This window comes from Pseudomonas sp. Sample_23 (assembly GCF_004307595.1).
In the GTDB taxonomy this organism is placed as follows: Bacteria; Pseudomonadota; Gammaproteobacteria; order Pseudomonadales; family Pseudomonadaceae; genus Aquipseudomonas; species Aquipseudomonas atacamensis.
This window is the reverse complement of sequence record NZ_RCNX01000035.1, coordinates 34,169-46,720: the sequence shown is the minus strand read 5'-3', so window position 1 is coordinate 46,720 and position 12,552 is coordinate 34,169. Positions and strand designations below refer to the sequence as shown.

At 60.8% G+C, this 12,552-nt stretch carries 12 protein-coding genes; 2 read left to right on the top strand and 10 right to left on the bottom strand.

Translation table 11 applies throughout. From position 1 onward, the window contains the following. Positions 1-30: 30 nt before the first annotated feature. Complete coding sequence (locus tag D8U82_RS08225; protein ID WP_002554837.1) at positions 31-240, bottom strand: cold-shock protein; 210 nt, start codon at positions 238-240, stop codon at positions 31-33. Positions 241-595: 355 nt separating this feature from the next. Here D8U82_RS08225 and dcd point away from each other — a divergent pair, with 355 nt between their 5' ends. After that, entirely contained in the window at positions 596-1,162 is a 567-nt protein-coding gene (dcd, locus tag D8U82_RS08220; protein ID WP_007940589.1) for a dCTP deaminase, read from the top strand. A 107-nt stretch (positions 1,163-1,269) separates the two neighbouring features. Continuing rightward, positions 1,270-1,479, top strand: a complete 210-nt coding sequence (locus D8U82_RS08215; protein WP_016771389.1) for a hypothetical protein — start codon at positions 1,270-1,272, stop codon at positions 1,477-1,479. 44 nt (positions 1,480-1,523) lie between these two features. On the opposite strand, the gene pdeM is transcribed toward D8U82_RS08215, so the two are convergent. The 9 genes from pdeM to D8U82_RS08170 all read right to left on the bottom strand — a co-directional run bounded on the left by pdeM (position 1,524) and on the right by D8U82_RS08170 (position 12,146). Continuing rightward, positions 1,524-2,183: a ligase-associated DNA damage response endonuclease PdeM gene (pdeM, locus tag D8U82_RS08210; RefSeq protein WP_038860576.1), complete on the bottom strand. Its 660-nt coding sequence runs from the start codon at positions 2,181-2,183 to the stop codon at positions 1,524-1,526. Further along, entirely contained in the window at positions 2,174-4,663 is a 2,490-nt protein-coding gene (locus tag D8U82_RS08205) for a ligase-associated DNA damage response DEXH box helicase (RefSeq protein WP_130902014.1), read from the bottom strand. Before D8U82_RS08205 ends, pdeM begins: the two co-directional genes overlap by 10 nt. Before the next feature lie 193 nt (positions 4,664-4,856). After that, complete coding sequence (locus D8U82_RS08200) at positions 4,857-5,621, bottom strand: ATP-binding cassette domain-containing protein (protein ID WP_056783337.1); 765 nt, start codon at positions 5,619-5,621, stop codon at positions 4,857-4,859. Positions 5,622-5,633: 12 nt separating this feature from the next. Beyond that, the gene (locus tag D8U82_RS08195) at positions 5,634-6,752 is read right to left on the bottom strand and encodes a succinylglutamate desuccinylase/aspartoacylase family protein (RefSeq protein WP_125925230.1); all 1,119 of its coding nucleotides are present in this window, start codon (positions 6,750-6,752) and stop codon (positions 5,634-5,636) included. A 27-nt stretch (positions 6,753-6,779) separates the two neighbouring features. Beyond that, on the bottom strand, positions 6,780-7,490 hold the full coding sequence (locus D8U82_RS08190) for an ABC transporter permease (RefSeq protein ID WP_016771384.1): 711 nt from the start codon (positions 7,488-7,490) through the stop codon (positions 6,780-6,782). Continuing rightward, entirely contained in the window at positions 7,487-8,215 is a 729-nt protein-coding gene (locus tag D8U82_RS08185) for an ABC transporter permease (protein WP_016771383.1), read from the bottom strand. Before D8U82_RS08185 ends, D8U82_RS08190 begins: the two co-directional genes overlap by 4 nt. Positions 8,216-8,271: 56 nt before the next feature. Next, on the bottom strand, positions 8,272-9,054 hold the full coding sequence (locus tag D8U82_RS08180) for a transporter substrate-binding domain-containing protein (protein WP_024011901.1): 783 nt from the start codon (positions 9,052-9,054) through the stop codon (positions 8,272-8,274). 372 nt (positions 9,055-9,426) lie between these two features. Further along, a complete protein-coding gene (locus D8U82_RS08175; protein ID WP_130887090.1) occupies positions 9,427-11,115 on the bottom strand; it encodes an ATP-dependent DNA ligase in 1,689 nt (562 codons plus the stop codon). After that, the gene (locus tag D8U82_RS08170) at positions 11,112-12,146 is read right to left on the bottom strand and encodes a ligase-associated DNA damage response exonuclease (RefSeq protein WP_130902013.1); all 1,035 of its coding nucleotides are present in this window, start codon (positions 12,144-12,146) and stop codon (positions 11,112-11,114) included. The genes D8U82_RS08175 and D8U82_RS08170 overlap by 4 nt, the downstream gene beginning before the upstream one ends. Between the last annotated feature and the right edge of the window lie 406 nt (positions 12,147-12,552).

Genomic DNA, 12,552 nt, shown 5'->3' with positions numbered 1-12,552 from the left:
GGCGGGGCTCTTTTCTAAAGAAGCTACAAGTTAGATAACTTGTACTTCTTCAGCTTGCATGCCTTTCTGACCGCGGGTAGCGATGAAAGAAACCTGTTGGCCTTCTTTCAGGCTTTTGAAGCCGTCGGATTGGATAGCTTTGAAGTGAACGAACAGGTCGTCACCGGATTGTGGAGTGATGAAGCCGAAGCCTTTTTCATCGTTGAACCACTTAACGGTACCGGTTTGGCGATTAGACATGGTGTAACTCCTTGAACAAAGATAACTGCGACTCAGGAAGAACCCTGGCCGAGACTGAGTGCAAAGAGCAGGAAAAATTCTTGTAGATGGTTGGATCGAAATTCAACATATCGTGTAGAGATTCTCAGTGACACAAGCAACACAGTGACGCCACCTTAACCCTTTTTCCGGAACGTGCCAATGTTTCTTGCAAAGGATTCTGTGTTTTAGGGATCGGCGGTGCGACGGTTCGTCGCCACAGCGCGTAAATACGGGGTGTTCGCCGAGAATTGCGTTGCGCACTTTGATCGCGGCGACGCGCCCGGTAAGATGCCGGACAGAATTTTTCCACCTCGCTATTCAGGACAAACCCGCCATGAGCATCAAATCGGACAAGTGGATTCGCCGCATGGCGCAGGAACACGGCATGATCGAACCGTTCGTCGAGCGCCAGATGCGCGGCAGCGACGACAGCCGGGTGATTTCCTACGGCGTGTCGAGCTACGGCTACGATGTGCGTTGCACCAACCACTTCAAGGTGTTCACCAACATCAACTCGGCCATTGTCGACCCGAAGAACTTCGACGCCGGCAGCTTCGTCGACATCCACAGCGACGTCTGCATCATTCCGCCGAACTCCTTCGCCCTGGCCAGCACCGTCGAGTACTTCCGCATTCCGCGCAACGTGCTGACCATCTGCCTGGGTAAAAGCACCTACGCGCGCTGCGGCATCATCGTCAACGTCACTCCGCTCGAGCCTGAGTGGGAAGGTCATGTGACCCTGGAATTTTCCAACACCACCAACCTGCCGGCGAAAATCTACGCCAACGAAGGTGTGGCGCAGATGCTCTTCCTCGAATCCGATGAAGAATGTGAAGTTTCCTACAAGGATCGTGGCGGCAAATATCAGGGCCAGCGTGGCGTAACCTTGCCGCGTACCTGATCGACCATCCGACGGATGTCGGGAATTCTTTGGCGGGCAGACACTCTATGGGGTGTACTGCCCGTTTTTGTTACACACAAATTCGGGCCTTCACTGAGGAGTGCCCTATGAAGATCGACCCGCGAATCAGCGCTGAACTGGCAAGGCTTGAGCCCAATCAGATAGGCGTTCTGGCCTGGTCGTTACTGGCGAATCCGTCTTTGAGCCTGTCCGGCGGCGTGCCCGGCCAGCCCGATCCCGATACTCCCAACGAACAACCGACCGAACCAGGCGAACCGACCCTGCCGGACGAACCGCCTCCGGCGCCTGTCGCCTGACCCACTGTCATGAATATGGCCCGTCAGCCTGATCGATTTGCGATCTAGCTGACGGGCCATATTTCGTTGTCGCCGATCACGAAGACCTTGCAACTGTCGTCCCGCTCGACCTGATAGCCGCCGGTAAACGCACCGAATGCCGGCATCAGGCTGATGCGCTCACCGAGTCTGAAACAAGCCAGACGCAGACTCTGCCGACCTTTGCCATGCAGCCGATAGACCGGGTGAACGTGGCCGGCGAGCACGTGCCGTTCCGGATGCGCATCGGGCTCATGCTGCAAGGCAAACGGCCCGAGTAACAGCGGTTCTGGCACCACGCGGATATTCAGCGAGGCCGGCGGGTCGCCTGCGCGTTTGTCATGGTTGCCGCGAATCAGCGTCATCGGCAGGTCAGCGTGCCGCGCTCGCCACTCTGCCAGCGCATTCAGTGTGGTCGGGACATGGGAACCAGGCCCATGCAGAAAATCCCCGAGAAAAATCAATTGGCGACACGGCAGCCGCGCCAGCAATGCGTCGATCACCTCGATGTTGCTCGCCGTCGTGCCATGCGGCACCGGCTGGCCGAGGCTGCGATAGGCCGCTGCTTTACCGAAATGCACGTCTGCGATCAGCAATGCTTCCTGCGCTGGCCAGTACAGGGCTTTCTCCGGCAGCAGCCATAACTCCTCACCGGCCAAACGCACCGGGTACGCACTCACGACGATTTTCCGTTATCAGCGGTTTTTTCCAGGTCACCGACCATTCTTCTAATCCTGTCAGCCAGTTTTTCCGAACTCATGCTCTCGCGCATCCGCTCCACCAGCAGCGGAAAGCCCAACGGTGTAGGACGTTTAACCTGATGCAAGTCGAGTTTCATCCGATTGATCCGCTCCAGTGTCTGCTCCAAACGACGAATATCCAGTTCCTCGCGCAGGACTTCTTCCCCGGCCTGGGCCAGCAGCAGATTGTCGGCGTCGTATTGTTTGAACACCTGGAAAAACAAGCCACTCGACGCCTGCACCTGGCGGGTACTCTTTGGTGCGCCCGGATACCCGGCGAACACCAGCCCGGCGATCCGTGCGATTTCGCGGAAGCGGCGCAACGCCAGCTCACCGGCATTGAGACTGGCCAGCACATCCAGCAACAAGTCATCGGCGTTGAACAGGTGAGCGTCGAGATGCGCGGCCCAATCCACCGGCGTGGCGCTGAGCAGTTCCAGGCCGTAATCATTCACGGCAATCGAGAAGGTCACCGGTTGCCGCTGACTGACGCGCCACGCCAGCAGGCTCGCCAGTCCCAGATGCACTTGGCGCCCGGCGAACGGATAGAGGAAAAGATGCCAGCCTTCGCGGGATTTCAGTACCTCGGCCAGCAGATTTTCCGTGGTGGGCAAGCCGGACCAGCGTATCTGCGTCTCCAGCAGCGGCCGCAGCGCGTGCATTTCCGGGCCGTTGAACTGACCTTGAGCAGCGGCGCTGAAGCGCGTCACCACTGCTTCGGCCAGTTCGTTGGATAACGGCATGCGTCCGCCATTCCAGCGCGGCACGGCGGCTTTTTTTGCGGTGCTGCGTTTGACGTAGGCGGTCATGTTTTCCACCCGCACCAGCTCCAGCAAGCGCCCGGCGAAGAGGAAACCATCGCCGGGTTTCAGTCGCGCGATAAAGCCTTCCTCGACGCTGCCCAGCTGTTTACCGCCACCACCCTTGCTCCAGAATTTCAGGTTGATGCTCGCGTCGCTGACGATGGTGCCGATGCTCATGCGATGGCGCCGCGCCAGACGCGCATCCGGCACACGGCAGACGCCGTGTTCGTCCGGCTCGACCCGGCGGTAATCCGGATACGCTGTAAGAGACATCCCGCCATGGCGTACGAACGCCAGCGCCCAGGCCCAGTCTGCCGCTGTCAGGTCACGATAAGCCCAGGCACCACGGACTTCTTCGTACAAGTCTTCAGGAATAAAGCCACCGCCAAGGGCCATGCTGACCAAATGCTGGACCAGCACATCCAGCGGCTTGTGCGGTGACAGACGCGGCTCGATGCGTCGTTGCTCGACGGCATCGCGTGCGGCGACCGCTTCGATCAGCTCCAGGCTGTGGGTCGGTACCAACGTCACCCGCGAGGTGCGCCCCGGCGCGTGGCCGGAACGGCCGGCACGTTGCATCAACCGCGCAACGCCTTTGGCCGAGCCGATCTGCAGCACGCGTTCGACCGGGAGGAAATCCACACCCAAGTCCAGGCTTGAGGTGCACACCACCGCTTTCAATTGGCCATTCTTCAGCGCCTGTTCGACCCAGTCGCGGGTATCGCGTGACAGTGAGCTGTGGTGCAGCGCGATCAACCCGGCCCAGTCCGGCCGCGCTTCCAGCAGCGCCTGATACCAGATCTCCGATTGCGCGCGGGTGTTGGTGAACACCAGGCTGCTGGCGCAGGCGTCGAGTTCGGCCACCACCTGCGGCAGCATCTTCAGACCAATGTGGCCGGCCCAGGGAAAACGCTCGATGGCCGGTGGCAGCAGGGTGTCGACTTGCAGGGTTTTTTCGCTTTTGCCCTGAACACTGACGCCGCCGCCCTGTGGGATCAGCACTTGCTCGGCGTGGGATTGATTACCGAGGGTGGCGGACACGCCCCAAACGATCAGTTCCGGCTGCCAATGACGCAGGCGGGCGAGGGCCAGTTGCAATTGCACGCCGCGCTTGTTGCCGAGCAATTCATGCCATTCATCAACGACGATCATGCGCAGGGTCGACAACGCCGTGCGCGCATCGGCGCGGGCGAGCAACAGAGTCAGGCTTTCCGGTGTGGTGATCAGCGTCGTTGGCAGACGCCGGCCCTGGCGGGCGCGTTCGCTGCTGCTGGTGTCGCCGGTGCGCAGGCCGATGGACCATGGAATCTGCAAATCATCCACCGGGCTTTGCAACGCGCGGGCGGTATCGGCGGCGAGGGCGCGCATCGGTGTGATCCACAGCACCGTCAGCGGTTCGGCCGGCGGTTTGCGTTTGCGCGGTGTAGCCACGGGCGGTTGCAGGCGGGCGAAGCGGTTGAGCGCAGCAAACCATACCGCATAAGTTTTGCCGGCGCCGGTGCTGGCGTGGAGCAACCCGGATTCGCCGTTTTTCACCGCCGCCCACACCTGTTTCTGAAAGACGAACGGCTTCCAGTCGCGGGCGCTGAACCAGGTTTTTGCAAAGTCGGGGGATTTCGCCATGCCGGCTGCGTGCGCTCTGGAGGTGTTGTTTCAGAGACAGCGAAGCGGGGGGACAAGTTTAACTTTGTCGGTCGATGGATTCCCCCTGTGGGAGCGAGCCTGCTCGCGAATGCGATGTCTCATTCAACATTGATGTTGATTGATAAACCGCTTTCGCGAGTAGGCTTGCTCCCACACAGGGCGGGGGCCAACCTTATTTAAGATTGCCGCTGAGGAACTGCTTCAGGCGTTCACTCTTGGGATTGCCCAGCACTTCTTCGGGAGCACCTTCTTCCTCCACCAGACCCTGATGCAGAAACAGCACCTGATTCGACACCTTGCGCGCAAAACTCATTTCGTGGGTGACCATGATCATCGTCCGACCTTCTTCGGCCAGGCCCTGAATTACTTTCAGCACTTCGCCGACCAGTTCCGGATCTAGTGCCGAGGTCGGTTCGTCGAACAGCATCACTTCCGGTTCCATCGCCAGTGCCCGGGCGATCGCCACGCGTTGTTGCTGGCCGCCGGACAGGAACGCCGGGTATTGATCGGCGACCCGCGCCGGCAAGCCGACTTTGTCCAGATAACGTCGGGCGCGATCCTCGGCTTCCTGTTTGCTGCAGCCCAGCACCCGGCGCGGGGCCATGGTGATGTTTTCCAGCACGGTCATGTGGCTCCACAGGTTGAAATGCTGGAACACCATTGCCAGCCGCGTGCGCAGGCGTTGCAGTTCATCGGCGTCGGCGACGTGCATGCCGTGCCGGTCGGTGACCATGCGGATCGCCTGGCCATCGAGGCTCATGGCGCCGTCATTGGGTTGCTCGAGGAAATTGATGCAGCGCAAAAAGGTGCTTTTGCCCGAGCCGCTGGCGCCGATCAGGCTGATCACGTCGCCGGTTTTGGCCTTGAGCGAAACGCCTTTGAGCACCTGATGATCGCCATAGCTTTTGTGCAGGCCTTCAACGGTCAGTTTGTACATGGACGAGCATCCTCAAGGCGAAAGTAGGTAGCCGCTGCGATAGGCTTCGGCGCCCGCGACGTGGGCGATGACCATGCCGGCAGTGGCCATGCGCCGCAGCGAGCGCGCATACAGCAGGCCGGCGGCGGTGCAATGAATGGGGGTGACCTTGTCGTGGACCGGGTCGATGATTTCGGCGATCTGCTGGCCGGCTTCCAGGTATTGGCCGGGTGTGGCGCAGTACACCAGCAGGCCGCCGACTGGCGTGGTCACCGGTTCGACCCCGGCCAGCGGCGTGGGAGGGTACGGCAGTGGCGGTTGCGGCTTGGTCTCGCCGACGATGGCATCGAACTGGATCAGATAGTCGATCAGCGCCTGACAATCGCGGCTGGCCAGCGGGTGGTTGACGTCACCCTGGCCGCGCAATTCGACGGTCACCGAGAAGCTGCCCAGCGGAATCTCGAACTGCTCGCCGAAGCGCTCGCGCAGTTGCCACCAGAGCAGGGTGAAGCATTCGTCGAACGACTGCCCGCCGGAATCGGTAGCGAGCAGACTGGCCTGGGCTTCGATATAGCGCGCCAGTGGCTCGACCTGTGGCCAGGCCTCGGGCGTGGTGTACAGGTGCACCACCGATTCGAAGTCGCAGTGCAAGTCCAGCACCATGTCGGCATCGCAGGCCAGGCGTTGCAGGGTCAGACGCTGGGATTGCAGTTGTGTGGTCGGCGTCTGGCGGGCGAGGGCGTTGCGCAGGCTGGTGCGGATCAGTTCGAGGTTGTGCTGCGCGTCGTCGTTGAGTTGGCCTTCGATGGCGTTGCCGATTTCTTCGCTGAGGTCGACGAACCAGCGATTGAAGTTCTGCCCGCTCTCCAGGTCGTAACGGCCCAGCGGCACGTCCATCAGCACTTGTTCGAGGCCGACCGGGTTGGCCACCGGCACGAGGACGATTTCGCTGCGCAGGCGGCCGGCAGCTTCCAGCTCGGCCAGACGCTGCTTCAGGTGCCAGGCGACCAGCATGCCCGGCAGTTCGTCGGCATGCAGCGAGGCCTGAATGTACACCTTGCCCTTGGCCTGCTGTGGGCCGAAGTGGAAACTGTGAATCTGCCGTGCGGTCCCCGGCAGCGGGGCCAGCAAGTCATGAATCTGGTGGCGCATTGTTATCTCTTTATTGTCAAACCGGTGCTAGTGAGTCGGCCCGAGGAAGGCCAGCCAGCGGCGTTCGGCAAGGCGGAACAGACCGACCAGCGCAAAAGTAATGGTCAGGTAGATCAGCGCGGCGATGCCGAACGACTGGAAGGTCAGGAAGGTCGCCGAGTTGGCATCCCGCGCGACTTTCAGGATATCGGGAATGGTCGCGGTGAACGCCACGGTGGTCGAGTGCAGCATCAGGATCACTTCGTTGCTGTAGTAAGGCAACGAACGGCGCAGTGCCGACGGCATGATCACATAGGCGTACAGCTTCCAGCCGGTCAGGCCATAAGCCTTGGCCGCTTCGACTTCGCCATGGTTCATGCTGCGAATCGCCCCGGCAAAAATCTCCGTGGTGTACGCGCAGGTATTGAGCGCGAAAGCGAGGATCGTGCAGTTCATCGCGTCGCGAAAGAAACTGTCGAGGATCGGCTGTTCGCGCACGGCGGCGAGGCTGTAGATGCCGGTGTAGCAGATCAGCAACTGGATATACAGCGGCGTGCCACGGAACAGGTAGGTGTAGAACTGCACCGGCCAGCGAATGTAGAAGTGCGGCGAGACGCGGGCAATCGACAGCGGAATCGAGACGACGAAGCCGATGCAGATCGAGGCGGTCAGGAGCCACATCGTCATTGCCAGTCCGGTGATGTTCTGGCCGTCGGTATAAAGGAAGGCGCGCCAATATTCCTGGAGAAGTTCGATCATCGTACGGCCTCCCGGGCACCGGCGGCGTAGCGGCGTTCGAGCCAGCGCAGGATGAAGTTCGAAGCACTGGTGATCAGCAGATAAATCAAGGCGGCGAGGACCAGAAAGTAGAACAGTTGATAGGTACTTTTACCGGCGTCCTGCGCTGCCTTGACCAGATCGGCGAGGCCAATGATCGACACCAGCGCGGTGGCCTTGAGCATGACCATCCAGTTGTTGCCGATGCCCGGCAGGGCGAAGCGCATCATTTGCGGAAACACCACAAAGCGAAAACGCTGGCCACGTTTGAGGCCGTACGCGGTGGCGGCTTCGACCTGACCACGCGGCACCGCGAGGATCGCGCCACGGAAGGTCTCGGTGAAATACGCGCCATAAATGAAGCCCAGCGTCAGCACGCCGGCGCTGAACGGGTCGATTTCGATGTATTCCCATTCCATGTAGTCGGTCAGTGACGTCAGCCAGGTTTGCAGGCTGTAGAAGATCAACAGCATCAGCACCAGATCCGGCACGCCGCGAATCAGCGTGGTGTAGAGCTGCGCGGGCAGGCGCACCAATTTGACTTTCGACAGTTTGGCACTGGCGCCGAGCAGGCCGAGCAACACGGCCACCAGCAGCGACATCGCCGATAATTTGATGGTCATCCAGGTGCCTTGCAGCAGCAACGGGCCGAAGCCCTGCAGACTGAACGAGGCCAGCCCCAGATTTTGCAGGAGGGTTTCAAACATAAATCAGCAACCTGAGCGGATGGAAAAGGCGCCCATCGAGGATGGGCGCCGGGGCATTATTTGCCGCTGTACAGATTCAGGTCGCCAAAGTGTTTCTTTTGAATCTCGGCGTATTTGCCGTCGTCGTGTAACGCTTTGATACCTTTATCCAAAAGTGCTTTCAGCTCAGTGTTACCTTTCTTGATACCGATAGCGGTTTTCGACGGCAGCAATTCGCTGTCGACCGGCTGGCTGACTTCGTAACCTTCGCCTTTCGGCGACTTGAGGAAGCCCAGTTCGGCTTGCAGCATGTCCTGGATGGCTGCGTCGAGGCGGCCGGAGGTCAGGTCGGAATACACCTGATCCTGGTTCTGATAGGCCTGGGTTTTCACACCGGCCTTGTCCAGCACGGCTTTGGCGTAGGCTTCCTGAATCGTGCCTTGCTCATAGCCAACGGTCTTGCCCTTGAGCGACGCGACGTCTGCGCTGAGGCCGGAGCCTTTCTTGAACACGTAAGCGGTCGGGCCGGAAAACAGTTCGCTGGAGAAGTCGATGACCTTCTCGCGCGCTGGGGTCACGGTCATCGACGAGATCACACCGTCGAACTTGTTGGCTTTGAGGCCCGGAATCATGCCGTCGAAATCGCTTTCGACCCATTTGCACTTGACCTTCAGTTCGGCGCAGATGGCGTTACCCAGATCGATATCGAACCCGACCAGGCTGCCATCGGCCGCTTTCGACTCGAACGGTGCGTACGAAGGGTCAACGCCAAAGCGCAGCTCTTTGTATTCCTTGGCCAGCGCGGAGCCGGCGGCCATGCACAACGCCAGTGCAGAAAGGGTCAGCAATGCTTTTTTCATTATTCAATCCCTAAGAACCAATATGAGCGCTTGTGGCGCAGAATTATTGTTACTGCAACGCTTACGACCTATAGAAAGTAGCAATTTCCGAACCAGAGTGCCGAACAGGTGTTTTAAAAGGTCGAGTGCAGAGAGGCAAGGGTAGTTGAATGCCCGGAAACGGGCATTGCTGTTTGCATGCACTGTTTCGGTTCAAGCGCGTGGCTGAGAGCAGGTAAAACTGTGGCAAGGGATTTGTCCCGATGACTGATCGTTCCCACGCTCCTGCGTGGGAATGCATCAACGGACGCTCCGCGTTCGGCTCTGGGGGGGACGCAGAGCGTCCCGGGCTGCGTTCCCACGCAGAGCGTGGGAACGATCAGTGAAAAGCGGTTAGGCCAACAGATCCTGAAGGGTAGCGAGGCTGTCGGCTTCTTCGACGGTCTTGTCCTTGCGCCAGCGCAGCATGCGCGGGAAGCGCACGGCGATGCCGCTCTTGTGTCGGCGCGACAGGGCGATGCCTTCGAAGCCGAGCTCGAACACCAGGCTCGGTTTCACGCTGCTCACCGGGCCGAATTTTTCCACCGTAGTCTTGCGCACGATGCTGTCGACCTGACGCATTTCTTCATCGGTCAGCCCCGAATACGCCTTGGCAAACGGCACCAGCGAGCGTTGACTGGATTCCGGCGGGCCGTCCCACACGGCGAAGGTGTAATCGCTGTACAGACTGGCGCGGCGGCCGTGTCCACGCTGGGCATAAATCAGTACCGCGTCGACGCTGAACGGGTCGACCTTCCACTTCCACCACACGCCCATGTCCTTGGTCCGGCCGACGCCATACAGCGAATCGCGCGCCTTGAGCATCATGCCCTCGACGCCGAGTTTGCGTGACGCTTCGCGCTGGCGGCCGAGGTCGAGCCAGTCTTCGCCGTTCAATACCGGGGAGGGCAGCAGTACCGGGCTGTTGCAGCGCGCGATCACCTCTTCGAGTTGCGCCCGGCGCTTGACCTGCGGCTGGTTGCGCCAGTCTTCGCCCTGCCATTCCAGCAGGTCGTAGGCCAGCACTACCACCGGCACTTCTTCGAGAATCTTCTTGTCGAGGGTCTTGCGACCGATGCGTTGCTGCAGCAGGGCGAACGGTTGCACGGCCGGCGGCTCATCGGATTGCGGATCGAAGGCATCTTCGGTGGTCGGATGGGTGCTCTTCCACACGACGATTTCGCCGTCGATCACCGTGCCGTCGGGCAGGCCGTGGACCAGCACATCGAACTCGGGGAAGCGCTCGGTCACCAGTTCCTCGCCGCGCGACCACACCCACAGCTTGCCGTCGCGCTTGACCACTTGCGCGCGGATACCGTCCCACTTCCATTCCACCTGCCAGTCGCTGGCGGGGCCGAGCAGAGCTTCGAATTCCTCGACCGGTTGCGCCAAGGCGTGGGCAAGAAAGAACGGGTAGGGCTGGCCGCCGCGCTGGGCATGTTCGTCGGCGGATTCCGGGGCGATCAGTTTCAGATAGCTGGCGGCGTTCGGCCGGTTCGACAGGTCCGTGTAACCGACCAGGCGCTGGGCCACGCGTTTGCTGTCGAGCCCGGCCATTGAGGCGAGGGCGCGGGTGACCAGCAACTTCGAAACGCCGACGCGGAAACTGCCGGTGATCAGCTTGATGCACAGCATCAGGCTCGGCCGGTCCAGTTGCGCCCACAACATTGGCAATTGGCGCGCCAGGTACTCCGGCGTTTCTCCGCGCAGTGGCAGCAGCTTGTCTTCGATCCATTCGGCAAGACCGGCCTCGGAGCTGTGGGAATTTTCCGGCAGTACCAGAGAAATGGTCTCGGCCAGATCGCCGACGGCCTGATAGCTTTCTTCGAACAGCCATGGCTCCAGTCCCGAAACTGCGACCGCCAGCTCACGTAGGATGCGCACCGGTACCAGTTGTCGCGGCCTGCCACCGGAGAGGAAATACACCGCCCATGCGGCATCTTCCGGCGCGGCCTGCGCGAAGTAAGCCTGCATCGCCGCCAGCTTGGCGTTGCTCGACGTGGTGGCGTCGAGTTCGGCATATAACTCGGCGAAGGCTTTCATGGCGATGTCTCGGCAACGGTGGGTTCGCTGGCGATGTTGTCGTCTTCGTCATCGCCGTATTCGGTGGTGAAGCCTTGTGCATCGAGGCCCTGTTCGCGCAAATGGCGCACGAGCACGCCGATCGAGCCGTGGGTGACCATCACCCGTTCCGCGCCGGTCTGGTTGATCGCCCACAGCAGGCCGGGCCAGTCGGCGTGATCGGAAAGGATGAAACCGCGATCGACGCCGCGCCGCCGCCGGGTCCCGCGCAAGCGCATCCAGCCGCTGGCGAAGGCATCGCTGAAGTCGCCAAAACGGCGCATCCACGTGCTGCCGCCCGCCGATGGCGGAGCAATGACCAGCGCCTGGCGCATGATTGGATCGCTTTTTTTCACGTCGCCTGCGTAAATCGTCGGCGGCAGGTATACGCCGGCATCGCGGTAGACGCGGTTCAACGGTTCGACTGCGCCGTGGCTGAGAATCGGCCCGAGGGTTTCGTCGATGCCGTGGAGAATCCGCTGCGCCTTGCCGAAGGAGTAGCAGAACAGCACGCTGGCCTTGCCGGCGGCGATATTGGCCGCCCACCACTGATTGATCTCGGCGAAGATCTGCGCCTGCGGCTGCCAGCGATAGATCGGCAGGCCGAAGGTCGATTCGGTGATAAACGTGTGGCAGCGCACCGGTTCGAATGGGGTGCAGGTGCCATCCGGCTCGACCTTGTAATCGCCCGATGCGACCCAGACTTCGCCGCCGTATTCCAGGCGCACTTGCGCTGAACCGAGGACATGCCCGGCGGGGTGAAAGCTCAGGGTCACGCCGTGGTGGGTCAGGCGCTGGCCGTAGTCGAGGGTTTGCAACTGGATGTCCTGACCCAGACGCGCGCGCATAATCCCGGCGCTGGCGCTGCTCGACAGGTAGTGCTGATTACCGGTGCGCGCGTGATCGCCATGGGCATGGGTGATCACCGAACGCTCGACCGGCCGCCACGGATCGATATAGAAATCCCCGGCGGGGCAGTAGAGACCTTCAGGTCGGGCAATAACAAGATCCATGTCGTGACCGGAATGGGGGGCTTGTTAGCTATGAGGCGGGCGTGAGGCTGGAAGTTCGATCGGCTTTAAAGCGCTACCCTCACCCCAGCCCTCTCCCAGAGGGAGAGGGGGCCGACCGAGGTATCTGGTGAGGTACATCGACCTGGGGCACCGAGTTGAATATGGATCCGGCACAGCCTTGAGCCTGATCCAATGTTGGATTCACCTCGCTTTGTAGAGGGGCTGACCGAGGTGTCTGGTGAAGTACATCGACCTGAGGGGCCGGGGTGGATATGGATCTGGCACAGCCTTGAGCCTGATCCAATGTTGGATTCACCGTCTCTCTTTCAGGTCGGCGCAAGACCCAAGCATCCCCCAATCAGTCCCCTCTCCCTCCGGGAGAGGGCTAGGGTGAGGGGCTGTTGAT

Coding starts and splice junctions, on each gene's coding strand:
- D8U82_RS08225 (WP_002554837.1), bottom strand. CDS start 240: ATGTCTAATCGCCAAACCGGTACCGTTAAGTGGTTCAACGATGAAAAA.
- dcd (WP_007940589.1), top strand. CDS start 596: ATGAGCATCAAATCGGACAAGTGGATTCGCCGCATGGCGCAGGAACAC.
- D8U82_RS08215 (WP_016771389.1), top strand. CDS start 1,270: ATGAAGATCGACCCGCGAATCAGCGCTGAACTGGCAAGGCTTGAGCCC.
- D8U82_RS08205 (WP_130902014.1), bottom strand. CDS start 4,663: ATGGCGAAATCCCCCGACTTTGCAAAAACCTGGTTCAGCGCCCGCGAC.
- D8U82_RS08200 (WP_056783337.1), bottom strand. CDS start 5,621: ATGTACAAACTGACCGTTGAAGGCCTGCACAAAAGCTATGGCGATCAT.
- D8U82_RS08195 (WP_125925230.1), bottom strand. CDS start 6,752: ATGCGCCACCAGATTCATGACTTGCTGGCCCCGCTGCCGGGGACCGCA.
- D8U82_RS08190 (WP_016771384.1), bottom strand. CDS start 7,490: ATGATCGAACTTCTCCAGGAATATTGGCGCGCCTTCCTTTATACCGAC.
- D8U82_RS08185 (WP_016771383.1), bottom strand. CDS start 8,215: ATGTTTGAAACCCTCCTGCAAAATCTGGGGCTGGCCTCGTTCAGTCTG.
- D8U82_RS08180 (WP_024011901.1), bottom strand. CDS start 9,054: ATGAAAAAAGCATTGCTGACCCTTTCTGCACTGGCGTTGTGCATGGCC.
- D8U82_RS08175 (WP_130887090.1), bottom strand. CDS start 11,115: ATGAAAGCCTTCGCCGAGTTATATGCCGAACTCGACGCCACCACGTCG.
- D8U82_RS08170 (WP_130902013.1), bottom strand. CDS start 12,146: ATGGATCTTGTTATTGCCCGACCTGAAGGTCTCTACTGCCCCGCCGGG.